General features: G+C 49.5%; 22 protein-coding genes and 1 pseudogene. 8 read left to right on the forward strand and 15 right to left on the reverse strand.

Annotation, left to right across the window (positions count from 1 at the left end):
- Positions 1 to 46: 46 nt before the first annotated feature.
- The 4 genes and pseudogenes from AC3QL0_RS10685 to AC3QL0_RS10700 form a co-directional block, all read right to left on the reverse strand.
- Positions 47 to 943, reverse strand: a pseudogene (locus AC3QL0_RS10685) (tyrosine-type recombinase/integrase); the annotation flags it as partial.
- Positions 826 to 1,152, reverse strand: a complete 327-nt coding sequence (locus AC3QL0_RS10690; RefSeq protein ID WP_493008467.1) for a hypothetical protein — start codon at positions 1,150 to 1,152, stop codon at positions 826 to 828. The gene AC3QL0_RS10690 and the pseudogene AC3QL0_RS10685, both read right to left, overlap by 118 nt.
- Positions 1,153 to 1,188: 36 nt before the next feature.
- On the reverse strand, positions 1,189 to 1,443 hold the full coding sequence (locus AC3QL0_RS10695) for a hypothetical protein (RefSeq protein WP_493008468.1): 255 nt from the start codon (positions 1,441 to 1,443) through the stop codon (positions 1,189 to 1,191).
- A gap of 17 nt (positions 1,444 to 1,460) precedes the next feature.
- Positions 1,461 to 2,399 (reverse strand): phosphoadenosine phosphosulfate reductase domain-containing protein, encoded by a 939-nt coding sequence (locus tag AC3QL0_RS10700; protein ID WP_493008469.1) that lies wholly within the window; start codon positions 2,397 to 2,399, stop codon positions 1,461 to 1,463.
- Positions 2,400 to 2,472: 73 nt separating this feature from the next.
- Here AC3QL0_RS10700 and AC3QL0_RS10705 point away from each other — a divergent pair, with 73 nt between their 5' ends.
- Positions 2,473 to 3,174, forward strand: a complete 702-nt coding sequence (locus tag AC3QL0_RS10705; protein ID WP_493008470.1) for a hypothetical protein — start codon at positions 2,473 to 2,475, stop codon at positions 3,172 to 3,174.
- Between the two features lies 1 nt (position 3,175).
- Here AC3QL0_RS10705 and AC3QL0_RS10710 read toward each other — a convergent pair whose 3' ends face one another.
- The 4 genes from AC3QL0_RS10710 to AC3QL0_RS10725 form a co-directional block, all read right to left on the reverse strand.
- A complete protein-coding gene (locus AC3QL0_RS10710; RefSeq protein WP_493008471.1) occupies positions 3,176 to 3,529 on the reverse strand; it encodes a hypothetical protein in 354 nt (117 codons plus the stop codon).
- Between the two features lie 270 nt (positions 3,530 to 3,799).
- Positions 3,800 to 4,078, reverse strand: coding sequence for a hypothetical protein (locus AC3QL0_RS10715; RefSeq protein WP_493008472.1), 279 nt, complete (start codon positions 4,076 to 4,078; stop codon positions 3,800 to 3,802).
- 622 nt (positions 4,079 to 4,700) lie between these two features.
- Positions 4,701 to 5,144, reverse strand: a complete 444-nt coding sequence (locus AC3QL0_RS10720; protein WP_493008473.1) for a hypothetical protein — start codon at positions 5,142 to 5,144, stop codon at positions 4,701 to 4,703.
- 282 nt (positions 5,145 to 5,426) lie between these two features.
- A complete protein-coding gene (locus tag AC3QL0_RS10725; protein ID WP_493008474.1) occupies positions 5,427 to 7,307 on the reverse strand; it encodes an acyltransferase family protein in 1,881 nt (626 codons plus the stop codon).
- Between the two features lie 165 nt (positions 7,308 to 7,472).
- Between AC3QL0_RS10725 and AC3QL0_RS10730 the strand changes: the two genes are divergently transcribed.
- Positions 7,473 to 7,916 carry a lysozyme gene (locus tag AC3QL0_RS10730; protein ID WP_493008475.1) on the forward strand — a complete coding sequence of 148 codons (444 nt, stop codon included), beginning with the start codon at positions 7,473 to 7,475 and terminating at the stop codon, positions 7,914 to 7,916.
- A complete protein-coding gene (locus tag AC3QL0_RS10735) occupies positions 7,895 to 8,401 on the forward strand; it encodes a DUF2514 family protein (protein WP_493008476.1) in 507 nt (168 codons plus the stop codon). The genes AC3QL0_RS10730 and AC3QL0_RS10735 overlap by 22 nt, the downstream gene beginning before the upstream one ends.
- Positions 8,402 to 8,559: 158 nt before the next feature.
- On the opposite strand, the gene AC3QL0_RS10740 is transcribed toward AC3QL0_RS10735, so the two are convergent.
- Positions 8,560 to 9,447 (reverse strand): DUF6236 family protein, encoded by an 888-nt coding sequence (locus tag AC3QL0_RS10740; protein ID WP_493008477.1) that lies wholly within the window; start codon positions 9,445 to 9,447, stop codon positions 8,560 to 8,562.
- Positions 9,448 to 10,039: 592 nt separating this feature from the next.
- On the opposite strand from AC3QL0_RS10740, the gene AC3QL0_RS10745 reads away from it, so the two are divergent.
- The 3 genes from AC3QL0_RS10745 to AC3QL0_RS10755 all read left to right on the forward strand — a co-directional run bounded on the left by AC3QL0_RS10745 (position 10,040) and on the right by AC3QL0_RS10755 (position 11,568).
- Complete coding sequence (locus tag AC3QL0_RS10745) at positions 10,040 to 10,549, forward strand: SUKH-4 family immunity protein (RefSeq protein WP_493008478.1); 510 nt, start codon at positions 10,040 to 10,042, stop codon at positions 10,547 to 10,549.
- Positions 10,550 to 10,594: 45 nt separating this feature from the next.
- Positions 10,595 to 10,897, forward strand: a complete 303-nt coding sequence (locus AC3QL0_RS10750; protein WP_493008479.1) for a hypothetical protein — start codon at positions 10,595 to 10,597, stop codon at positions 10,895 to 10,897.
- Between the two features lie 140 nt (positions 10,898 to 11,037).
- The gene (locus AC3QL0_RS10755; protein WP_493008480.1) at positions 11,038 to 11,568 is read left to right on the forward strand and encodes a helix-turn-helix domain-containing protein; all 531 of its coding nucleotides are present in this window, start codon (positions 11,038 to 11,040) and stop codon (positions 11,566 to 11,568) included.
- A gap of 6 nt (positions 11,569 to 11,574) precedes the next feature.
- Here the strand turns inward: AC3QL0_RS10755 and AC3QL0_RS10760 are convergent, their stop codons facing one another.
- The 4 genes from AC3QL0_RS10760 to AC3QL0_RS10775 form a co-directional block, all read right to left on the reverse strand.
- The gene (locus AC3QL0_RS10760; RefSeq protein WP_493008481.1) at positions 11,575 to 11,994 is read right to left on the reverse strand and encodes a hypothetical protein; all 420 of its coding nucleotides are present in this window, start codon (positions 11,992 to 11,994) and stop codon (positions 11,575 to 11,577) included.
- A gap of 14 nt (positions 11,995 to 12,008) precedes the next feature.
- Entirely contained in the window at positions 12,009 to 13,121 is a 1,113-nt protein-coding gene (locus AC3QL0_RS10765) for an aminotransferase class V-fold PLP-dependent enzyme (protein WP_493008482.1), read from the reverse strand.
- A 19-nt stretch (positions 13,122 to 13,140) separates the two neighbouring features.
- Positions 13,141 to 14,439 carry an MFS transporter gene (locus tag AC3QL0_RS10770; RefSeq protein WP_493008483.1) on the reverse strand — a complete coding sequence of 433 codons (1,299 nt, stop codon included), beginning with the start codon at positions 14,437 to 14,439 and terminating at the stop codon, positions 13,141 to 13,143.
- Between the two features lie 243 nt (positions 14,440 to 14,682).
- A complete protein-coding gene (locus AC3QL0_RS10775) occupies positions 14,683 to 16,020 on the reverse strand; it encodes an amidohydrolase (RefSeq protein ID WP_493008484.1) in 1,338 nt (445 codons plus the stop codon).
- A gap of 257 nt (positions 16,021 to 16,277) precedes the next feature.
- On the opposite strand from AC3QL0_RS10775, the gene AC3QL0_RS10780 reads away from it, so the two are divergent.
- Together AC3QL0_RS10780 and AC3QL0_RS10785 are read left to right on the forward strand one after the other, a co-directional pair.
- A complete protein-coding gene (locus tag AC3QL0_RS10780) occupies positions 16,278 to 17,033 on the forward strand; it encodes a maleate cis-trans isomerase family protein (protein ID WP_166407652.1) in 756 nt (251 codons plus the stop codon).
- 43 nt (positions 17,034 to 17,076) lie between these two features.
- Entirely contained in the window at positions 17,077 to 17,976 is a 900-nt protein-coding gene (locus AC3QL0_RS10785) for a LysR substrate-binding domain-containing protein (protein ID WP_493008485.1), read from the forward strand.
- A 58-nt stretch (positions 17,977 to 18,034) separates the two neighbouring features.
- On the opposite strand, the gene AC3QL0_RS10790 is transcribed toward AC3QL0_RS10785, so the two are convergent.
- Both AC3QL0_RS10790 and AC3QL0_RS10795 read right to left on the reverse strand, forming a co-directional pair.
- On the reverse strand, positions 18,035 to 18,589 hold the full coding sequence (locus tag AC3QL0_RS10790; protein ID WP_493008486.1) for a flavin reductase family protein: 555 nt from the start codon (positions 18,587 to 18,589) through the stop codon (positions 18,035 to 18,037).
- Between the two features lie 194 nt (positions 18,590 to 18,783).
- Complete coding sequence (locus AC3QL0_RS10795) at positions 18,784 to 21,603, reverse strand: c-type cytochrome (protein ID WP_493008487.1); 2,820 nt, start codon at positions 21,601 to 21,603, stop codon at positions 18,784 to 18,786.
- Positions 21,604 to 21,605: the final 2 nt, after the last annotated feature.

Here is a 21,605-nt window from a genome sequence, read left to right on the forward strand (position 1 = left end):
CGTACCTTTTCACCATTTCCAGCGTTTCCCACCCTCCCAATTCTTTAAGCACAAATAGCGGTGTTCCGTTCTGGACATGCCAAGATGCCCATGTGTGCCTTAAATCGTGGAAGCGGAAGTTTTCTATACCTGCTCTTTCGCAAGCCCTACCAAACATCTTTGGATCAATCTGCGGCTGTGGCGCTCCATTTCTGGTGAATACCAGTTTTTCGTGTGTACCTATACGCCGCCTGATCGTAGCCACTGCCTCATCGTTAAGAGGGATTGACCGCGCTCTACCTGACTTAGCTCTGTCCGCTGTAACCCAAGCCACTTTTCTAGCAAGGTCAACATCAGCCCACTCAAGGGTTAATATCTCTCCTGACCGCATACCAGTGGACAATGCAAACAGCACCGCATCTTTCATCCAATCGCGCGGGATAGCTGCAACTAGGCTTGCGGCTTCCCTATGAGTGATCCATCGTATGCGTACTGACGGCTCTTCCTGCGGCCGCATCTTTGGTGCTGCTGCAATCCAGCCCCACTCAGCAGACAAAGAAAGTATCCGTCGAATAGTCGATAGATACCGGTTCCTTGTAGCTGCTGTTAGCTTGGTTCTGCCCTTGTATTTGTAAACCACATGGGTAGGCAGATTATCCATCACTTCATCTGCTGTTAAAGAGCACATAGAGCGACCTGCGAACTGGTCACGCCAATAAGCCACATGGCGTATCTTTGTTGCGTAATCACTCTGACCTTCTGATAGCTTCAAGAACCTAACAGCCGCCTCTTCAAAAGAACGCTTCTGTTGTTCCCCTAGCTTTTCTACTCGCCACATATCCGCTTTTAGGCGGTCGTGGTATTCTTGCGCCGCCCTACGGTCTTTCGTCCCAGTAGAGCGTCTAACTCTTTGGCCGCTTGGGGCTGCGATATCAACCCACCAGATGCCGTTACGCTGTCTAATCGACATGTTTTTTCTCCTGTGTCGTGCAGCGTCAGCCGTGTCACCTTGTACCGTGGCTGACTCATTTCTGCAAGAGTGGAAGGCCAGATTCTCCAAACGCGAGTGCCTGGTACTTGGAAGCCGATTTTCTGCCGCTGGTGAAACACCGTCTGATACGACACGCCTAATCGCTTCGCTGCCTCTTTAAGTGAAATGGCGTTTTCTGACATATTCACTCCAATAAAAAACCCCGCATTTGCGGGGTTTTAGTCTGTGTCTGTAGTGGGGGCGGCTTTGCTTAGCGCTTTGATAATGCCCGTTCGGTACTGTCCTAGTGATTGGTATGTGGCTGCGCTGGCATCGCAGCGGACGAAGGCTAGCGCTTCATTTATTACGGTTTGGCGGATAGCCAACTCTTTAGACAGCATGTCCATATCATCTGCATGCTGCTGTAGTGTGTGGAGGTGATGCTCTAGTAGAGCTTCTTTGCTCATGTCTTCGTATGCTTGTATCTGTGTCATGTAAATAGCTCCTATGCCTACTCACATAGGCCGTAGATAGACGAGCAGCTGGATGTGTCAGCAAAAACTCGTGTTAGATTGAATTGGCGACCGCCTCGGCTAGTCATAGACCACTCGACCATGCGGTCGATGCCGTAGTTCTCATGGGTGATAGCGTCAGACTCGTTGTATGTCGGGTCATTGACGACGGAGAAGAAGGTGCTGCAACCTCTTTTGCTGGCAAGGCTTACTAGACGCTCCCACTCACTGACACGCTCGATTTCTTCTGGCCAGCGTTGGGCTATGTGGTGCAGCTCGTCCTTGGCGCAGTTAATGCAAGGCATACATCCGACTCGCCCAGCACCTTGTAAATAGAGTGGATTTGGCTTGATACCCATCAGATGGTGGGCATCAAATACATCAGCTACTTTCCAGCGTAAGATCGGGCGGTAGTTAAATAGCCCGCCGCCCACCTCATCACATTCAGGTAGAAAACGTCTGGCACGGCTTTCGTCGGCACGCACTCCCTGCCATGACAAAACCATATTCTGAGCGCTCATCAGCGGCATCATTACCTGCTCAATAAGCGGGTTCACCTTTAGTTCTACTGTACAGAAACGGTGTTTGGTGTTGGGAAACCTGCCCTTCCATAAGCAAAGATCAAGAAATGGGATGCCGGTGGGGTGCAGCACAGCAAGGGCCTGCTCGACAATTGACTCTGCGATACCTTGCTCACGCCACTTTGTAGCCACGTACTGGCGCTTACCTTCAATTCGTTCGGAGAAGTCAGCTTTCACCCAGCGGATGGGAATGCCAGTTGCGTGTGAGAGGTAGTGCACATAGTCATAAGTGAGTGGGTGCTCATGGCCTGTATCTGCAAAGACTGCTTGCAGGTTAGGTACTTCCAGCGTGATGGCAAGCAACAGCAGGGCGGTACTATCCTTCCCGCCCGATACTAAGACGACGTTGTGTTGCATGTGGGTTCCAATGCGGTAGGCGCAAAAAGAAACGCACTAAGCTAAACTTGTGCGTCTATGGGAGGGAGGGGGTATGGAAAATAGACTGGTTGAAAAAACAAAAGAAATATTGCGTAAGCCGTGGACTCAATCAGGCTTAGTTGGCGCTTTTATCGCATTCCTAATCATGAGCGTTTATTACAGCGAGGATCGATGGGCATTACTTGGTGTCATCGGCACATGGGCAACCGGAACATTTGCTGCAATCATTGCTTGGATTCAATACAAAGATCAGAAACTAAAAAAAACACACATCAAAAATAGTGCATCTATGGAGATAAAAACAAAAAGTACAGCAATCTCTATAGGCTTAGACGGCCTTTGTATGAGCCTGACAGAATGGGCCGAGTCATTTCCTGAATCAGGAGGCTCAAAAATCACTTACCATGCCCTCCTAACAACTATTAACACCCTCTCTTTTTGGCCGGAGATACATTTAGAGCCCTACCAGAAAGAGCTTTTGTCACATGTCGAGATCCGAAATATTAATGAGCTAAACAAGGCAATCAAACAATTTCGCGCTGCATCTAAAGAGTGGCTAGCATTTTCTCTGGACACTCCATACCGTGATCAAAAGGCCTATCCCAGTTTGGCTTTCCAAATCAAAGCAGTAGTTAAGAGGCTAGAGGTCATTGCCCCTGATCTCGCAGAATCAACAAGACAAAATTTGGATAAAGCGCTGCTTGCACTAAACCGTATAAATAACGCTTACTCTATCGCTCCATCTCACTCTTAATCTACACCTGCAAAATAAGACTGTCCGCTTCTTCCTGAGTGAGTAGCGGAACAAGCCCACGCATCTTCTGCATATCAGAACGTGCAGCGTCTAGGTTCTGCTGTGTGAGCTGCGTCCCATACTCCAGCTTCTTAGCGAACTGACGGATGCCAGTTAGTTGCTCAGTTGAGCCACGACGAGTGCAGAACATTTCGAAGAAGTCTGCTATCCCGTCTATGGCTGGTGCGGCTTGGTAAGCAATGGATCCTGCTTTTTCTAAGTGATGAAGCACAGGCGTTCCATTCACTGCATCCATAGCACCTGTACGCTCTATCTCATCCAGCAGCCGCTCTACAGGATCAAGCACGTGCATCATTCGCACCATCATAGAAGCGGGCACTTCTGCCCTCTCCCGTGATGGTTTATGCCGCTGCGTCTTCTTCTCTAACCTATGTAATTCACGCGCTGTAGGCATAACAAACTTTGGTCGCATTATTGCTCCTGCCCCGGCCATGGATAGTCGCGACCGGGCTTCTGGGTTTTTCTGACGGGATCGTTTGCTCATAGCATCAATACTCCAGATAACTATGTGTAGGATGGGGTAAGCAGGCTGTGGCAAGGTGGTTGTAGTTGCCTGCTTAGCCGTTTACATTTCTACAGCTAGACCTTCGCTCAGCGCTTGTAGGTCCATATCCAACAGCCACTCGATAACCTTGCTGTCATGCACTCGGAAAGCCAGCGCCAGCGCATCTGCCAATCCTTTTGGGGATGTGTGGAAATGTTTTTCTTGACGCGTGGATGCACAGCTCACGCTAACTTCAATCTTTGAGCCATTAAACATATCAAGACATGCGCTTATGTCACTGCTGTAAAGATCAATCTCAGCCAGCAACTTGCGCCAGCGCTCACCGTAGTTTTTGTTCATAGTGGATTCCTAGTGCGCCTCAGCGCTGGATAGTAAATAGCCAGCACCATGCGGAGCCACATTTGCTGTGGCTCTGGCTGTGCCATTAAGGGAGGTGTACGCTAGTTCCGTACAACTGATTTGGTACCCTCATAGATAAGGGGAGCATGGGGCATGTTCCAAAATGGAATTAACCATCAAGAAAAGGAGCGATCCTCACCCCCCTGTTTGGCACGTCCGGCCTTTCGTTTGCTCGCCAGTAGGGTTGATGTGGTTTTGAACGGGCCGCGCTCTTTCTTGATGGGCTACCAGCGCTCAAGCGGATGTGTAACAATGGAAGACCTTAACAACCTACAAACTAGGGAGATTTCCATGAGTACCAAAATCGTTACTGAAGCTGACCGCAAGCGCACTCCGAGTCCCGCCCCGCCCAAGGGCATGTCCATTTCCAAAAAAGCCGCAAATGTGAGCAGAGAGCGTGGCCCGCATACCCACCACAAGAAAAATCCCGGAAAGCCTCAACGCTAGGAGCAGTTCGCCACCAGCATCTTTCTGCCGACTTGGTTGCTGATAAGCCAGCGCATGTCGAGTCAGGGGCGCTGGTGGCCTGTGGTTTGGCTGGCCGGGCCGGGTTACTGAATTCCTATTTGCAGCTGGGCCTTGCCTCCATTGCGGCGTCTATGGCATCGCGTATTGCCATATCCATGCTTTCGTGGTCGCTTGGAAAATTAACGCAATCACCATCAACAAATAAAACTACGGTTCCAGCGTCACGCTCTAGCTCTATGCGAATGTCGCAATCTAGTGGCAGCTTCTCACACTCCAATTCTACGGCTTTGCATACCTCGGCTTCTTTGCACAGCTGCTGTATCTCAGGGGATTGCAGTACGGCTCGCACAATTGCGCGCACATCTGATGCATTAGCTTCACCGTCAGGCTCAAGCCAAGGCGCAGAAATAGCATCAATACGCGCTCCACTCCCAGTAAGCAGGGTTAGGTGTAAACACGGGTTATAGACAGGTGGTTGGTATATCGGGGCTAAACCGATACTGAAACGCGCCAAACTGTGCCGACTGGAATTAACCAATCGGCAAACTCCCCTACTCTGGTAAAGGGATACAGATCACTATCTGCACCGTTTCTGCTTCCGGAATCCCGCAGCAAGACTAAGGAGATCTGCACAATTGCCCCTGTGCAGCCGCTCCGGCGCGGTACGGTTGGGGATGAAAAACACTTCAACGCCCTATTCCCTAAGACGCTCAAGTGTCCGGCCTCGTTAGAGGCTGGTATTTTCAGCATGACTTCGGCCTATTAATAGCAGGCAACAAAAAGCCGCAAATGCGGCTTGTTGGTGTTGTGTCTGCAGCATCTAATGCGATGCTGTGATTTCCCTTAGTTGCTGAAAGATATGTTGCCCAACCTTATCCGCTCCATAAGTAGAGAAGTGAGCTCGATCAGCGTACAAGGATAATTCCCCATCAATCTGTAAGCATTGTTTATCAACACACAGAGCATCGTTGGGATTGATGAAATAAAGCCAATCATCTTTATCTGCAAGCCTCTTCAACTGGCTGTTAAAGCCTTCAACATAATTTGTTTCGTTGATTGGGATTACATCGAGACACTCAGAGCTACCAAAGTACGTGCTATAGATAGTTTGATGGAATTTGTGTGCAATGCACTCCTGCGGAGAACTCCCTAAGAACCTATTACCAGAACCTATAAGAACGATCTTCTGCGCCCCTAGGTCCTGCTTCATAGCCTCCAACTCAGCTTCAAGCACCGACATAAAATCATCAATCGAATACTCAACAACAGAGTCATCAGCTCTATTTTTTAGTCCTTCAAGCGCCCAACTCCATGATTGCGCAATCACAAGAACAGGAGCCTCTTTACCTTTTAACCTCTCTAGCAACGCGCTGTATTGATCTTTGCAACTCTCGTCATGCGAGTATAAGTTTCTAGTGCTCAGGCATTGCGGGTGATAAAACATAGCCATCGCGGGCTCTTGCTCAGACACATAGCTATGGTATTGCGCATTAAAACTATCGCCATAGAAGACAAAATCGTACTTGCCATCGCCTGCATAATTAAAATCCAACCACTCTTGTGATTTAATGCCATCCCCACCCCTATCCAAGGCTTTTTTGGCCTGCTGTGAAAGATTAAATCTATCCTCAATCCCGTTTGTATAGAGCACATACGAAGAGGCACCCAAAACAGCAGCAAACGCAACAGCTAGTCCCCAGCTATAGTTCCGTCTTCCCTCTACTGCGTAGTACAAGACAAATGCAGATACAAGAACAATGCTTGCGTACTCAGTAAACAGCAGTTCCCAGCCCAGAAGAAAATTGAATACCAGGATAGGCCAGTGGACTAGGTATATTGAGTATGACCACAGACCAAGCTTGTTAATGATGTAGCCTGAAAGGACGGTATTTCTATTGTTAGCTAATATGCAAAGATAGGTGCCGACCACTGGAACTGCGGCAATATATCCAGGCCACGGCGTAGATGCATCGATGTTAAAAATAGCGCCAACGATCAAAATCAGGCCAAGCAATTCAAGTAAAAACCTTTGGCGATCTAATGCATTATTCAACGGGAACAAGAATGCCAGCCCACCGAAGAGCATTTCCCATGCTCTGGTATAGAACATGAAATAAGCAGTCTCAGGTTTTGTGTCGGTGATATAAATAGATGCCAACAGTGATGCAATAAGCATCACAATCACAGACGCCTTTAGCGCGCCAACTGATAAAAACCGTTTTAAGGCAAGCAGAGCTATTGGGTATAGCAAATAGAATTGCCACTCAACAGAAAGTGACCATGTGTGCAGAAAAAACTTTGTTGCTGACTCAGTATCGAAATAGCCGCTTTCTTGTTCATACGTGATATTCGATATAAAAAGAAGGCTGTCTCTTGCGTGCAATGCCATTGCTTTATATGCATCCGGGCCAACTGCCGCATACCCTAGCGAGAGCACAATTGCCACTGTCGACAGCAGAGCAGGAACAATCCTTTTCGCCCTGTTTATGATGAACTTCAAGAATGAAAAACTACCGCTTTCAATTCCTCTGAATATGATGGAAGTCATCAAGTAGCCAGAAATCACAAAGAACACATCCACGCCGGCAAACCCTCCCGGCATAGATTCTTGTGAAAAGTGAAAGAGCACAACCGAAAGAACAGCAACAGCGCGAAGTCCATTTATGTCTTCACGAAAGACTGCCTTTTGAGCAATAGTCATTGTTAGTATTTTTTAGAAGAAAGTAAACGCACTTAACTTAGAATTATTTAATACATTCTAAGCAAAAAACAGATCATTTTACCCCTTTGATCCTGCTTAGGTTTGAGCACTTGTGAAATGCCCATACCAAAGCGCCCACTTTCGTAGGCGTTTGTTAGCGTTTCTGTGATTGGTGGTGGAGTTATTGCCGCTGCTGTAGCTCTGGTTGCGGCTTGGGAAGGACGCTCGTTAGTGGCCTACGCTGATCCTATTGGTATTCCAACGATCTGCGAAGGCTACACGCATGGCGTGAAGATGGGGGATGTGGCCACACCAGAACGGTGCGACGCGCTGACAGAGCAAGAAGTGCGTAAAACTCTGTCTGTGGTGGATGGTTCTACTTCTAGGCAGTTACCAGATGGCGTACGTGTTGCGTTGGCCAGCTTCATCTACAACGTGGGTGCTGGTGCTTATGGCGGTTCTACCCTCTTACGTAAGCTAAAGGCGGGCGATCTGGCTGGCGCATGCCGTGAGCTGCCTCGCTGGTCATACGCTGGCGGCAAGAAACTTCGTGGCCTTGAACGGCGCAGACTAGCGGAGATACAGATATGTCTATCCGGCCTACAGTAATTACAGGTGCTGCTACCGCCCTACTCTCTGGCCTGCTGATTTGGCAGGTTCAGGGGCTACGGTACGAGAGCAGCATCGCCCAAATAGAGAAGCTGCATGCACAAGAATTATCTGAGCGCATGACTGCTGTTGCTCATGCTGAGGCACAAACCCGCAAGGTTGAGCATGATTTAACTAAGAGGATGGAGATCAGGGATTATGAAGCGCAAGAGAAGATTGCTGCCGTTGCTGATGCTGAACGCAGGGCTGCTGATGAGCGGGTGCGCAATGCCGCAGAAGAATATGCCACCAAGTATCGTAATGCCGCCGAACGCGCCACCGTTGCCGCAGAGCGCAAGGCCGCAGACACAGTCATCCGTATGTACGCCCAGTTGCTTGGAGAACTTGACGAACTGGCGGAAGGCTACGCAGCAGAAGCTGATAGACGCAGAATAGCAGGGCTAGCCTGTGAGGCATCGTATGACAGTTTTCGTTCTGTGAGGTAAGCATGAATAAACCAACCATCCTGCTTCACGGCCCATCTTGGTTTTACGGGTGCATTACCGTAGCAACCCATCTAGATAGGCTGGACTCCCTTTGGTTGCTATCCATACCAGCCCATATTGCACTAACCTTGCTGCTGGATGTCCGCCGTCAACTACGCTCAAAAACGTAACTCCTTATGCGCCAAAGCTGCATAGCGGTATGGATTCTTCTTATTTTCAGCAATCTTTTTACCTACACTTAGTGCAAAAGATATAGATGATGTTAAGGTGCCTGCAAACAAAGAAGCGACTTCACTCAATCCATAAGAGTGTGCAGCAACAACCCCAGCGCCTAATGCTGCTAAATCTCTCACGCTGATGGAGAAATTCCAATCAGAAAACAGTGATCCAAACTTCCATTCTTTATTAATCTTTATCAGATCAGCACAAGCTTGCTGGATTTTTTCCACCCTCCTATTGAGCGCAAGTTCTTTATCTGAACTATTTGCAACCTCCTCATAAAGAGATTCGATCTCATGCCTAAAGCGGTAAAGTTCAGGGAGTCGTTTTTCTTTAAACTCTAAGATCTCCGCCAAAGGAACATCGTTAGCAGGAACAGGAACGGCTTGATGCAAACAAACTAAAATATCACGACTATTAGGTATGTCTTTTCCAAACAGGTGAAGAGCATTCTCTCCTTGCGCTAGGGACCAACAGCCGGGTTGAGTTAGTTCATGTTCTCGAAGAGCATCTATATATCCCTTCAAAATCCCTTGAGCCACATCCCCTGAGAAGCCATATGTTGGCCTTTCTAGTACTCCTGTAGAAATCAGATACTCATAATCTGGAGACATTGCTGCACCAAAAAAAGGATTATCAGGCCAAACTAACTTATCCCAGAATAATAGCCATGTTCGTAGTTCAATAGGATCTAACTTAGTCGACATTCGGAATGACGTACCCTCTACTTGTGTCGGCGGACCTATTATTATCCCGCGCTCTCGCCTATCTTTCGGCACCCTCCCATAAAGGGGGTCATTTTCTTTTCTTCGTTTTGCTTCACCCATACCACCTCCCTAATAATATATGAAGGCTTTATAGCATAATCAAGGAGTCTTAAGGCTAGGGCCGTATTGAGCTAGTGACGCGGCAGCTTCTAGTGTGTCAAGAAAAGCTGCGCTAAATTGGATTGTGACGTGAATGTGCCTTAACACGGCACATTGCCACATATAAGCAGACATATTAAAATCAATTTAAGCATTGACTGACGCTACAAACCATTGATTTATATATCTATATATTTATCCTGCTTTATAGACTGCGGGAATCATAATCCGCAGCCCCCCCTGTTCGAATCAGGGATGAGCCACCAAGATAAAGAAAAACGGCCTACAGCAATGTAGGCCGTTTTTTTATGCTCCGCAATTATAGGGCCGCTCCGCAAATCTTCATTCGCACTCGACATACAGCCCGTAACCCAGAACAATGAAGCCACCCACACTACAGGGTGGCTTTTTTGTTTTCTGCAGCATGGGAACAAAACTTCATTGGCGGCATAAAGCCGTAGCAGATTAGAATCTGCCTACAGCACCAGCGGCCTTCCCACAAAAGCCCTGCATCATCACACACCAAAAACCAAACTCATCCAGCACAGCCACCATGCCCCTCTCATTCAAACAACGATTCTGCGCAGGATTACCACAAACGCCGCCAGAGTTAGACCTTCAACTTGATGCGTTTATTGTTTTCGAGAGCGAGTCTTTGCCGGATGATATAGATGCCGATGCCAAACAACTGCTGTTAGCCGAAGGGTTACCGGAAAGTGCACCACCCTTTCTGAGCTTTTCTACCTACTCTACTGACGACATAGAAAGTCTGCGCGCATTTGGCGATATCCCCGCATCGTTCTTTCCACTTGGGCAAACAGCCTATGGCGACCTGCTAGGCATAGATACTGATACCAAAGAGATCGTCTACTTTAATCATGACAATAATAATCAGCGGGTTTTTATTAACACCAGCTTGGCACAATTTCTAGAATGCTTGTGCGTCTATCAGGAAAACTTACATGCTGAAAAACGCACCTCTCCACTGGATGCCATTGAACAAATCGACCCGCCCGCCGCGCAACCAGACACTATGTGGCATACCGAGGCGCTATCTGATTAACGACTTGGGAATACAGTCCTCTAACCAATACCATCACAACACACCATGCTCAAAATCGTGTTGAAGTTTATCCCCTACGTGGTAGCACTACTCTGTGGCCTGCTTATTATTCCTTGGGTACTAGGCGTGCCAGGCAATTTCACACCTAGAACACAGTTAGGGTGGACGACCGGATTAATTGCAATGGTTGTCTATTTAGTGCTGTACCAAATCGCCAAATCCACCGCTAAGTTTTCCTCGCCCAACAAAACGAGCCTAACTACAAAAATAGATAGCTTATTGGTCATTGCCGCCTGCTGCGTACTTCCTGTTATAGCATTTGCTGTAGTGCTGTTAGTGTGTGAATAAACTCTACACCCCACTCTTGAGCCCAGACACTCGCAAGTCCCCATCAAACGCCACACCTTCACGTTCGTTGTAAACTCCTATCATTGAGATGTTTACTTATTCCCTTACTAGCAACTCACACCAGCAACGAACTTCTCCCCATGACCACCCTACGCATCCGCGAACTGCGAGAGCACAAAAAACTCTCTCTACGTAAGTTAGCTGAATTGGCCCAAGTGTCTCCTGGTTTAATTAGCCAAGTAGAACGTGGACTGACACAACCTAGTTTGGATACGTTGCGTCAAATCGCCAAGGCCTTGGACACCCCAATTTTCTCGCTGCTGGACGATAGTTTGCAGCAGGTATCTGTTGTGCGTGAGGCTGATCGTATGCGTCTGCAATCCGCCTCTGGCGTGCAGTACAGCCGTATTTCACCGGGATTGGGCAAGATTGAGATGCTGGAAGGTTTTTTGCCACCTGGCGGCGCGTCGGTTGGTGAGCGTTGGAGCCACCCAGCTGAGGAATGTGTAGTGGTGACGCAAGGCCGTTTATTGGTGGATGTGGATACACAAACACACTCTCTAGAGGTGGGGGATAGCTGTTATTTTGACTCCAGCCTACCCCACGCCTATCGCAACCCTTACAATGCCGATGTGCGATTTATCGTCGCCATCACACCACCTAGCTACTAAAGCGATTTAGCGACGCCAACCGCTATGCAATTGTGACTGGATCATATCCAGCTCTATTTCGTGGCAACGCTGTAATCGCTGCCAGCGCTCTTCACTCATGTCCTTGCTGCGCGTGGCCATCATTACTAGCACACAAGCTTGCTCATCTACCGCCTGTACCCATGCACTAATACGCGGGCTGCGCGTTTCCACACCACCCACCCAATAGCGTAATAAACCCTGCTCAGATAACACTTCTACGCTGACGTAAGTTTGCCCACCGTCAAATAAGGATGTGCCTACCACTACTCCCTCGGCGACCTCTTGGGTGTCAAAACAGCCTAGCGACCATTGCCCCAATAACTTTAGATCAGCCATAAAAGCCATCACTTCCGAAGCCGGCTTTTCTATACGACGACTAGCTTGATGTGCCCATGTTTTTTCCATTGCTGCTCCTTGCATTACCAGCCCGCCTGTAAGGTGTCACACAAACGCAGCACATCTTGTTCACGACACACATTACCAGGCGATAAGCGCAGCACTGCATCGCGGTGATCGCAATACAGCTCTTGCTCTCGCAGTGTATCCACTAAAGCCTTCGCTCGTGCTGCACTGCTCGCTTTCAGCATGACGCTACCGCCTCGTTCTGATACAGATAGCGGTGTTAACACCTGCCACCCTTGCTGTTTAGCACGTTCATAGATGATGCTAGTTAAGGCTTGGTTTTGTTCCCACAAACTGTGTACACCGGTATTTTGTACAAACTGCAGACCAGGTAACGATGCGATGCTGGCCAATGTGGATGGCGTGCCATGATCAAAACGGCGCGCATCGGGTGCGTAGTTAAACTGATCTAAGTTCCAATTGAAGGGGTTGTCTTGGCTAAACCAACCACGGAACTCTGGCTCACACTGCTCTATTAAGTCTGGCCGTACGTGCAGCAAGCTTGCACCTGCTACACCACACACCCACTTCAATGAGGCCGACAACGTAAAGGCAACATCGTTATGCACTTGAAAGGGTACTAAACCTGCTGCCTGCGTGAGATCCAACGCCATCAAGCTGCCATGATCACGCGCGCATTGCGCCATACGATCTACATCCACTCGATGCGACGAGGTTGAGCTTACCCATGTCACTAAGGCCAGCCCCACGGTGTCATCCCATGCCTTGATGAAATCATCGTCTGACACATAAGCCAACCCTGAACTTAGCGGCACAGTACGCAAGGTAAAACCCAATCGCTGCGACAGTTTCTGCAGCAAAAAGTGCAAGCTAGGGAAACAATCACCCGCTACCAATAACGTACGACCTTTAAGCACATGATTGGGCAAAGAACCCAAAATACTGTACAGCCCGCCCGTCACATTTTCGCTAAGGGCTATATCTTGTGGACGCGCACCAATAAGTTCCGCCCAACCATTAATAAACGCCTGCTTTTGGCCTAGCGCATAACCCCACTGCCCATCATCCAGCGCAGACCAGCTTTTAGTGAACTCATCCAACTGCGCTTGCATGGCGGCATGTTTGCCTTCAAACATACCAATGGAGTGATAGAGAAAATAACCTGACATTGTTGTAGATCCTTAGTAATCAATCAGCCAGCGCGCGGCCAGAGGTTTCCTGCACACTTCGTAATGCGATGATGCCCACCAGCGCTGCAGCCATGACATAGAAGGCTGGCGCCATGCTGGAACCGGTTTTCGTGCTAAGCCACGAAGCGATGAAGGGGGCGGTCGCGCCACCCAGAATGGTGGCGATGTTGAAACCCAGCGATACGCCGCTGTAGCGCACTCGGGTAGGGAACAATTCGGCATACAGCGGGTAGCCCACTGACTGCACAATAATGAAAGGGATGATGGAAATAGCCACTGCCACAGCAGCAATAGCAAAACTTCCCCACGATGCCACCCACATCGTGACTGGCACCAAAACCATATATCCTAATAAACCGATAGTGAGCAGCGGTTTACGCCCGAAACGATCGGACAACCCGCCCGCAAACGGCATGAGAAAAGCCGAGATCAATGTCACCAACGACACCAACCAAAACACCGCTGAAGCATCGTATTTCAAGGTACGGGTCAGGTGCGTACTCAAGTACACCACCCCTACATAGCCTGCAGCATTTTGCGCGAAGCCTATAGCAATCACCTGCATCAGCGGGCGGCTGTGTTCACGCAAAATGACCGAGATAGGAGAATGCTCTGGCCTATGCGCTTTAAGCAGCTCTTGAAAGCGTGGAGAATCCTCAATGCGCGAACGCGCCCACACACACAACAAAATTAGCGGTATGGACAGCAGAAAGGGAATACGCCACGCCCACTCTTGCATGGCCTCTTTACCAAATACCGTACTCACCAACCCCGCAACACCGGTGGCTAATGACAAGCCCAAGGTCGCCGCTGCCGGATTAAATGCACCGAAAAAACCGCGTTTATTCGCTGGCGAACACTCGGCTACATACGTCGCCGCACCGGTAATTTCACCACCCGCAAAAAATCCCTGCAGCAATCTACACAGTAGCAATAAGGCCGGCGCCATCAACCCCAAAGTAGCGAAGGTAGGCAGCATCCCCATCAATGCGCTGGCCACACCTATACCAATAATCGTGACCATCAAGGCTGCTGTACGGCCATGCCTATCCCCAAACCAACCAAAGAAAATACCACCCAGCGGTCTGGCCAAAAATGCACCACCAAAAATCGCTAAGGTAGAAAGCAATGCGGCGTTTTCATTTTCGCCTACAAAGAACAGCAAGCTTAACGTGACCGCTAAAACACCATAAAGCTGAAAGTCGTAATACTCGATCATCGTGCCCAAGCCCGCAGCACTTGCTGCCCGCCACGGTGACACCTCTGACCGCACAGGGTCTGTGTGTTGGTTCTGCATGCCTCATCCGTCCTGTCGCGCTTTTGCGCTTTATTGTTTAGTGTGACTAAACAAAGTATACGGAGGAATGCTTTAGCCCTCAACTACGCGTTTACACTAGGTATAGTGGTCAGCAACCATAAAAAGTCTGGAACTGCAGCCTACGCAGTCACCAGACATTTGAGCACCAGAACGCATCACACGATGCCGCTTTATGCCTGACTTAACTGTACATAAAGCGCATAGTGCAATGCGCTACTACTTCTATTTTGCAAGCTGACCTAATACCGTTAACGTCATAGCTTTAACACCGGTAGTAATGGTGGGCTCAGGTACAGGCGCAAAAAATGGCGAGTGCTGAGTAGGCACAGACTTACCCCCTGGTAAGCGTGACGCCTCTACCAATTTAGGATCTAGCGCACCAAGAAAGAAGAACAAACTAGGAATCCCTTCTTTACCATAAAGCGCAAAGTCCTCAGAAGGCGCGGCCATGGGGATACGTACAACAGTCTCTACAGGCAGTGCTTGCTGTAATATTTGCTCGGTCTGATCCACCAAGGCCTTGTCATTAATCGTTGGTGGCACATCACCACCAAACTTTATCTCTGGTTCTTCAGCTCCAGAAATTTGCGCAACCCCTTTAGCGGTACGCACGACACCGTCGTGGATGACCTTACGGGTTTCATCATTCGTGAATCGCATACTTGCCATCAACGTAGCCTGATTAGGAATCACGTTTCCAGCTTGCCCACTGTGCACCGCCCCCACCGTAAACACACCGAAGTCCCCGGGGTTTTTAGCACGGCTAATAACAGACTGAACGGTGGTAATAAACTGGGCAGCCTGAACAATGGGGTCTATTCCTGTATGCGGCATAGAGCCATGCGCACCCACACCGTGAAACACAATTTCAACTTGCGTGCTGCCAGTCAGTACAGGCCCTTCGGTAAGTCCGATAAGACCCGCTGCATCGCTCCACGTATGCAGCGCTATCGCGACATCTGGTTTGGTGAAACGCTTGAATAGACCATCATCGATCATCGCTTTAGCACCAGACAACGACTCTTCTGCCGGTTGCGCAATGAACATCAACGTACCCTGCCAGTTATCTTTCAAGCTGACTAATGTTTCAGCAGCACCCAACCATGTCGCCATATGAATATCATGCCCGCACGCATGCATGACTGCAGTTTCAGCACCGTTAAAGGTGGATACAGCATTACTGGAGTACGGTAAACCTGTGTTTTTTTGAACAGGTAAAGCATCCAATTCAGTACGAACCATCACCACCGGGCCAGCACCATTTCGGAAAATAGCCACCACACCAGTACCGCCAACCCCTTCCGTTACCTCAAAACCCAGGGATCGCATTTGTTCAGCCAACACCTTAGCGGTACGCGTTTCTTGAAACCCTAACTCTGGATGCTGGTGTAAATCTTTATAGATAGCCTCCCATTGCGGATAGTTCTGCGAAACCACTTGATCTATACGCAACCCAACATCGGTAATCGTTTCGTTCGCGTACACACTGCTAGGGCCCATCAGCGCCCAAGCCACACACACTGCACCCGTGGCTAGACGAGCCACATTCGATAAACGCATGTTTGTCTCCTTAACGTTAGCTACATATGATGGTCCATTCCCATCCCGTCTTTATTATCAGTAATATGCTTAGGCAGGGATGAACAAACCCACAAAAACTATGCCACTCGCCTTTTAGAGGCGTCAACCCAGCCCACCTAGCGAATTCCAACCCACCATCGCCATTTGCGATAGCACGTTGACCGAATGGCGCTTTACCCTTCTTCCCCACCCTCGCAAAATAGATGCATAACTATTCATCTAGTCGAGGACACAACATGAAAACCTACCGTATCGGACAAGTCGTTCCCAGTTCTAACACCACCATGGAAACTGAAATTCCAGCGATGCTGCAAGCACGCTATGCTGAGTTTCCTGACGAGCGTTTTACTTTCCACTCATCGCGTATGCGCATGATGAAAGTAACACCTGAAGAACTCAAAGCCATGGACATTGCTAGCGACCGCTGCGTGTTAGAGCTTAGCGACGCCCGCATGGATGTGATGGCCTACGCCTGCTTGGTTGCCATCATGGCTCAAGGCGATGGTTACCACCGCGTGTCACAAGAACGTCTGCAAAAAGTTGTCACCGACAACGGCGTGGATATTCCTGTGCTAAGTTCTGCAGGTGCCTTGGTTGAAACGTTGAAAGAGTTCAACTTCAACAAAGTGTCCATCATCACCCCTTACATGAAACCCCTGACGCAGCGTGTTGCGGATTACATCCGCGCTGAAGGCGTTGAAGTACTAGACACCATTAGCCTAGAAGTAGCCGATAACCTAGAAGTAGGTTTGCTGAACCCTGAAAACCTGCTGGAACACGTTAAACGCTTGGATTACAAAGACGCTGATGCAGTAGTGCTATCAGCTTGCGTGCAAATGCCATCACTTGCAGCCATTCAACGTGCGCAAGATATGATTGGCAAACCCGTACTGTCAGCTGCGGTATGTACGGTTTACCAAATGCTGAAAACACTGGGTCTGGAAACGCGTGTACCTAATGCTGGCCACATTTTGTCTGGCGTTAAACCCTAATCTCTGCCACTGAATACGGCGAAAAAACGCTATGATGTCATGCATGAAACTGGACTTGCTGACATTAAAGCTATTCGTTCGTGTTTTAGAGGAAGGGACCATCAGCAAGGCGGCAGAGCTGGAACATATCGCCAGCGCCGCCGTCAGTCGCCGTCTTGCTGATCTTGAGCATCACCTAGATACTCCCCTGCTTCATCGCACCAACAAAGGTATTAGCCCCACCCCTGCAGGGGTAGAGCTGTTGTACCGTGCGCGTGCGTTATTGAATAATGCGTATGATCTGGAAATGCGCTTACACGCCTACGCCAAGGGCCAACACGGCCAAGTCCACATCATGGCAAACACCTCGGCGGTCACGCAGTTTCTACCTGCTGTACTGGGGCAATTTGCACAGCAGTTTCCGCAAGTGCAATTGCAGCTAGAAGAAAAAAGTAGCTTGGATATTATCAATGCGCTGTCTGAAGGCAAAACCGAGATAGGCATCTTCACACGCCTCCCCTTTCAGGCAAGCATTGAAACCTTCACCTTTAGGCATGACGAGCTGGTAGCACTGGTGCCACAATCACACCCATTGGCTCAGTTCACTGAAATAGACTTTATCCAAACGCTGGATTACGCCCATATTTCACTGTTCGCAGGCACACATATTCATTATCAAATCAGTAAGATTGCGATGGAGCATAATCGTGCATTGTCCATCCAAACTGAAGTGTCCGGCTACGATGCCATGTGTTTGCTGATTAATGCCGGTATAGGTATTGGGATTCTGCCGCGTGAAAGTACGCAGATTTACCATATACCCAATACCCGCACCATTGCGTTACGCGATGCTTGGCGCTCACGCGAATTGCTAGTAGGCGTACGTAAACAAAGTGAGCTATCACCCAGCGCGGCTAGTCTGCTGGCGCTACTATTAGCCGAAGCGCCCACTCAAGCGCAGTAATGCGGCACAACCACCGCTTGTACGACGCTTCACAACACAACTCATGACGCACACTTTCCTAACGTGGTCGGTACAGACCAAATAATGTGTCGTCGGTGATTTCGTAATAGTCTTTGGGGCCGCCGCCTCGTAAAACAGGATGCGCCGAGGCGCAATGATAAACGCCATCCTTTATGTGCTCGGTAGCAATGTGCACGGCCACCACCTCACCCAACACCATCCACGAACCGGCACCCACACCATCGCTGCCTGTTAGCTCAAAATGCTGTGATACCTTGCACTCTAACGACACAGGGCTTTCAGTCACATAAGGAGCCGCCACCCGCTCGCCCAGCTGTGGAGTTAAACCCGTTAGATCGAACTCATTCACCGGCTGCTCAATACTGCTTAGATTTACCTGCTCAGCTAAAGATCGCGTTGCCAAGTTCCATGTAAACACACCCGTTTCTATGGCATTACGCGCGCTGTCTTTATAGCCTACGCTCGCAAACCCAATAATAGGCGGACGGTAGTTAAACATAGTGCAGAAACTATAAGGCGCTAAATTGAACACACCTTCTACTGACTGCGTACCTATCCAGCCAATCACACGCGGGCCCACAATAGAACTCATGGGGTCATGCTTTAAGCCATGGCCCAATTTGGGTTCATAAAAATGTTTATGTTGCACCTTCGTTTTATCCTCACGATGACGTTGCACCATCACACAATCTACCACAACGGTGCAACGACACAGCTCCCCTCTTAACCTTCGGTAATGACACTACCGAAAACGCACCTCAGCACTATTCTAAAAGCGCCAGATTGTTATAAATGCCCTGGTTGCTGCCTGATGCTTTCCACCTTAGTTTGAATATTTTCCCAAGGCTTTTTATCCGGTGCGTATTGCTTACGTAAGTAGTGCAGTAAGTCTTCCATTTGCTGATTGTTTAAGCTGTGTTTGAAGGCAGGCATGTTTCCTAAAGCGGGGGAAGACGGCCTTGTGATACCGTGCAGAATCACCTGAATTAAGTTATCGGGCGAGTCACTTTGCATAGACGTATTCACTGCCAACGACGGCCGCGCTCCAAATAGTGCTGGCCCAGATTGGCTGTCGTGGCACACCATACAAGCGCCTTCATAAATACTTCTTCCTGGCATCAGCCATACATCTGTTAGCTGTGTTTGTGCTTGCTGCTCAGCCTGCTGAATTTGTACGGTTGCTGCCGCCGTTTGCGGTTCAGCCGCTACAGCAGGCTCAGCACGCCCTTGTAGATTCAATAGGTAGTGAGACATCGCTCGAACATCGTATTCAGGCAGTTCAGCTAACCCTTCAATAATAGGGCCCATCGGCCCTGCCGCCACACCGTGCTGTACAGACTGCCCCGTACGTAAATAGGTATAGAGCGCTTCTTCGGTCCACGGCACATCAGCCGTAGCCAAGGCATTTAACGCTGGCGCTTCCCAACCATCTACCTCGCCACCAGCCAGGAAATATTTACCTTTTTTCTCGCCACCCAAACTATTACGTGGCGAGTGACAGGCCATGCAATGCCCGCTGCTATTGACCAGGTATGCGCCTCGGTTCCAGAGCTCCGTTTGCCCTTCGTCGTACTGGTATGCCTGTCTATCGGTATGAAATAGCGTATTCCAGCCCGCCAACGCAGGCCTGAAATTAAATGGGAAACCTAGTTCATGCGGTTTATTGGGTGCATGCACTGGCTCTTGCGTCATCAGGTACGCGTACAAAGACTGCAAATCCTCATCACTTAGCTTGGCATACGAGGTGTAAGGGAAAGCTGGATATAAATGTGAGCCATCACGGTGAATACCATCACGCATGGCGCGCTCAAACGCTTTATATGACCATGTACCAATGCCCGTTTCTGGGTCTGGCGTAATGTTCGTCGTGAAGATTTTCCCAAACGGTGTGTCTAAAGCCAAACCACCCGCATTAGTTGCCTGACCATCCGCCGTATGACACACCATACAATCACCTGCCAGCGCCACCAAACGACCACGCTCTATGGCAACATCCGAAAAAATAGAGGTATCAATTCTAGGTACAGGCGGAATAGCGGGACGCCATGGCGAAGCAACCACCAGCAGCCCCGCTGCAGCACTTGCCGCGCCGGCCAACCACCCCAGCCAGCGCTTGGATGATTTGGCTTTTGCCTGAGTAGCTATAGCCCAACGCTGTGTCGCTAGCGACAAATCCAACGGCGCATGATGTAACCTGATCTGCGTCGCATCTTTAACTGCATTCGCAATGGCTGCAGCCGCTGGTAATTCTGCCGTGGCACTCCACGCCAAGGCCTGCCCCACCACGGCACTCTGATTGACCACCTGTATGTGGGTATTCATCGACTGAGGTGACGGTGTCTTGCTGCTAGCCGTATTCCCCTTCGCCCCTGACCCAGCGCTATGCCCTAGCAGCTTGCCTGCCCACTGAGAAATACGATGCTTAATCTGCGTCTGTTGCACATCACTTTGTGGGATGTGCTGATCACTATCAAACGCTACGGTCACTTTCTGGAGATTCAACTGCTGTGATTGCGGATCTAGCGCTAGCTCTACCGCCCACGCCGACCACACTGCCTGCGCCGGTTTTTGCTCGTAATCATACGCTTTGACATAAGCGAAGCCATAACCATGATTTTGCTTTTTAGGCGTGTAGGCGATGCCTTCATCATTCACCCAACCCGCTTGTTCGGCAGCACGCTGTATCAACCTACGGCCACGCTCATCCTGTACTTGCGACAGCCGCTCTTGTATAGGGTCTACTCCATGCACACGCAAGGACTCATCAAATTCGGATTCTGCCGCAAAGGTTAATGCTGCTGCATAATCTCGCTGCGCCCCAACGGGTGCCAACCACTGAGCATGGTTATAACGGCGATCACCCACATACTCAGTAGCCAGTTGTACACCCTGCTCGGACTTGGCTTGCCACCCCAACAACGTAGCAGCAACCGACGTACCTAAACCTGGCAGCACATTACTATCCCATGCTGCCCCCTCAGCCCCAAGAGAAACCAACTTAATGGTTTGCAATCCGGACTCTGCACGCACCACAACTGGTTGTGTTACCTGTAGCGCCAGCACAGCCGCTTGCACGGCCTCGTCATAAGCCTCGGTCAGGGGTTCTACACTCTGGTATATCTGTATGCGTTCTGCCGGCAATGATGTCAGCACCATCAACTCATCACGCAACTGATGCGGATACGCCGTGCTTAGCCATACATGCAAAACTTCGCGTTCATACTGTGCAACCGACCACGCTAAGCTGTTATCCACCGACGCATCCCAGCTATATCCGTCAGCGTCATCAAAAGAAGACGCTTGCGATGCTGCACCAACCCATGAGACACGCACCAAAGCTTTAGCTTGTTTAGCCGTCGTTTCTTGAGCCGCCAACACAGCTAAAAAATTTTGCTGTGCTACACACTTCACCACGCCGGGGACTTTTTGCGCAGCAGACCAATCCACGTCCAAATACAGACGCTGCTGACTCGCTAACACTGGTTGCTGCAAAAGTGAAAGCGGTGGATACACCACCGCCCCATACAACGCATGCTCTAACGCTGGTAGCGCTACTGCTCTTGCTTCTGCAGTGAGAGCTTGATTGCTTGGTACTACCGTATACATAC

This window comes from Paenalcaligenes sp. GW821-LYS-B07-1, from assembly GCF_058803365.1.

Excerpts from the sequence above, each read along its gene's own strand:
- AC3QL0_RS10690 (WP_493008467.1), bottom strand. The coding sequence starts at position 1,152 with ATGTCAGAAAACGCCATTTCACTTAAAGAGGCAGCGAAGCGATTAGGC.
- AC3QL0_RS10695 (WP_493008468.1), bottom strand. The coding sequence starts at position 1,443 with ATGACACAGATACAAGCATACGAAGACATGAGCAAAGAAGCTCTACTA.
- AC3QL0_RS10700 (WP_493008469.1), bottom strand. The coding sequence starts at position 2,399 with ATGCAACACAACGTCGTCTTAGTATCGGGCGGGAAGGATAGTACCGCC.
- AC3QL0_RS10705 (WP_493008470.1), top strand. The coding sequence starts at position 2,473 with ATGGAAAATAGACTGGTTGAAAAAACAAAAGAAATATTGCGTAAGCCG.
- AC3QL0_RS10710 (WP_493008471.1), bottom strand. The coding sequence starts at position 3,529 with ATGATGCACGTGCTTGATCCTGTAGAGCGGCTGCTGGATGAGATAGAG.
- AC3QL0_RS10715 (WP_493008472.1), bottom strand. The coding sequence starts at position 4,078 with ATGAACAAAAACTACGGTGAGCGCTGGCGCAAGTTGCTGGCTGAGATT.
- AC3QL0_RS10725 (WP_493008474.1), bottom strand. The coding sequence starts at position 7,307 with ATGACTATTGCTCAAAAGGCAGTCTTTCGTGAAGACATAAATGGACTT.
- AC3QL0_RS10735 (WP_493008476.1), top strand. The coding sequence starts at position 7,895 with ATGTCTATCCGGCCTACAGTAATTACAGGTGCTGCTACCGCCCTACTC.
- AC3QL0_RS10740 (WP_493008477.1), bottom strand. The coding sequence starts at position 9,447 with ATGGGTGAAGCAAAACGAAGAAAAGAAAATGACCCCCTTTATGGGAGG.
- AC3QL0_RS10745 (WP_493008478.1), top strand. The coding sequence starts at position 10,040 with ATGCCCCTCTCATTCAAACAACGATTCTGCGCAGGATTACCACAAACG.
- AC3QL0_RS10750 (WP_493008479.1), top strand. The coding sequence starts at position 10,595 with ATGCTCAAAATCGTGTTGAAGTTTATCCCCTACGTGGTAGCACTACTC.
- AC3QL0_RS10755 (WP_493008480.1), top strand. The coding sequence starts at position 11,038 with ATGACCACCCTACGCATCCGCGAACTGCGAGAGCACAAAAAACTCTCT.
- AC3QL0_RS10760 (WP_493008481.1), bottom strand. The coding sequence starts at position 11,994 with ATGGAAAAAACATGGGCACATCAAGCTAGTCGTCGTATAGAAAAGCCG.
- AC3QL0_RS10765 (WP_493008482.1), bottom strand. The coding sequence starts at position 13,121 with ATGTCAGGTTATTTTCTCTATCACTCCATTGGTATGTTTGAAGGCAAA.
- AC3QL0_RS10770 (WP_493008483.1), bottom strand. The coding sequence starts at position 14,439 with ATGCAGAACCAACACACAGACCCTGTGCGGTCAGAGGTGTCACCGTGG.
- AC3QL0_RS10775 (WP_493008484.1), bottom strand. The coding sequence starts at position 16,020 with ATGCGTTTATCGAATGTGGCTCGTCTAGCCACGGGTGCAGTGTGTGTG.
- AC3QL0_RS10780 (WP_166407652.1), top strand. The coding sequence starts at position 16,278 with ATGAAAACCTACCGTATCGGACAAGTCGTTCCCAGTTCTAACACCACC.
- AC3QL0_RS10785 (WP_493008485.1), top strand. The coding sequence starts at position 17,077 with ATGAAACTGGACTTGCTGACATTAAAGCTATTCGTTCGTGTTTTAGAG.
- AC3QL0_RS10790 (WP_493008486.1), bottom strand. The coding sequence starts at position 18,589 with ATGAGTTCTATTGTGGGCCCGCGTGTGATTGGCTGGATAGGTACGCAG.
- AC3QL0_RS10795 (WP_493008487.1), bottom strand. The coding sequence starts at position 21,603 with ATGTATACGGTAGTACCAAGCAATCAAGCTCTCACTGCAGAAGCAAGA.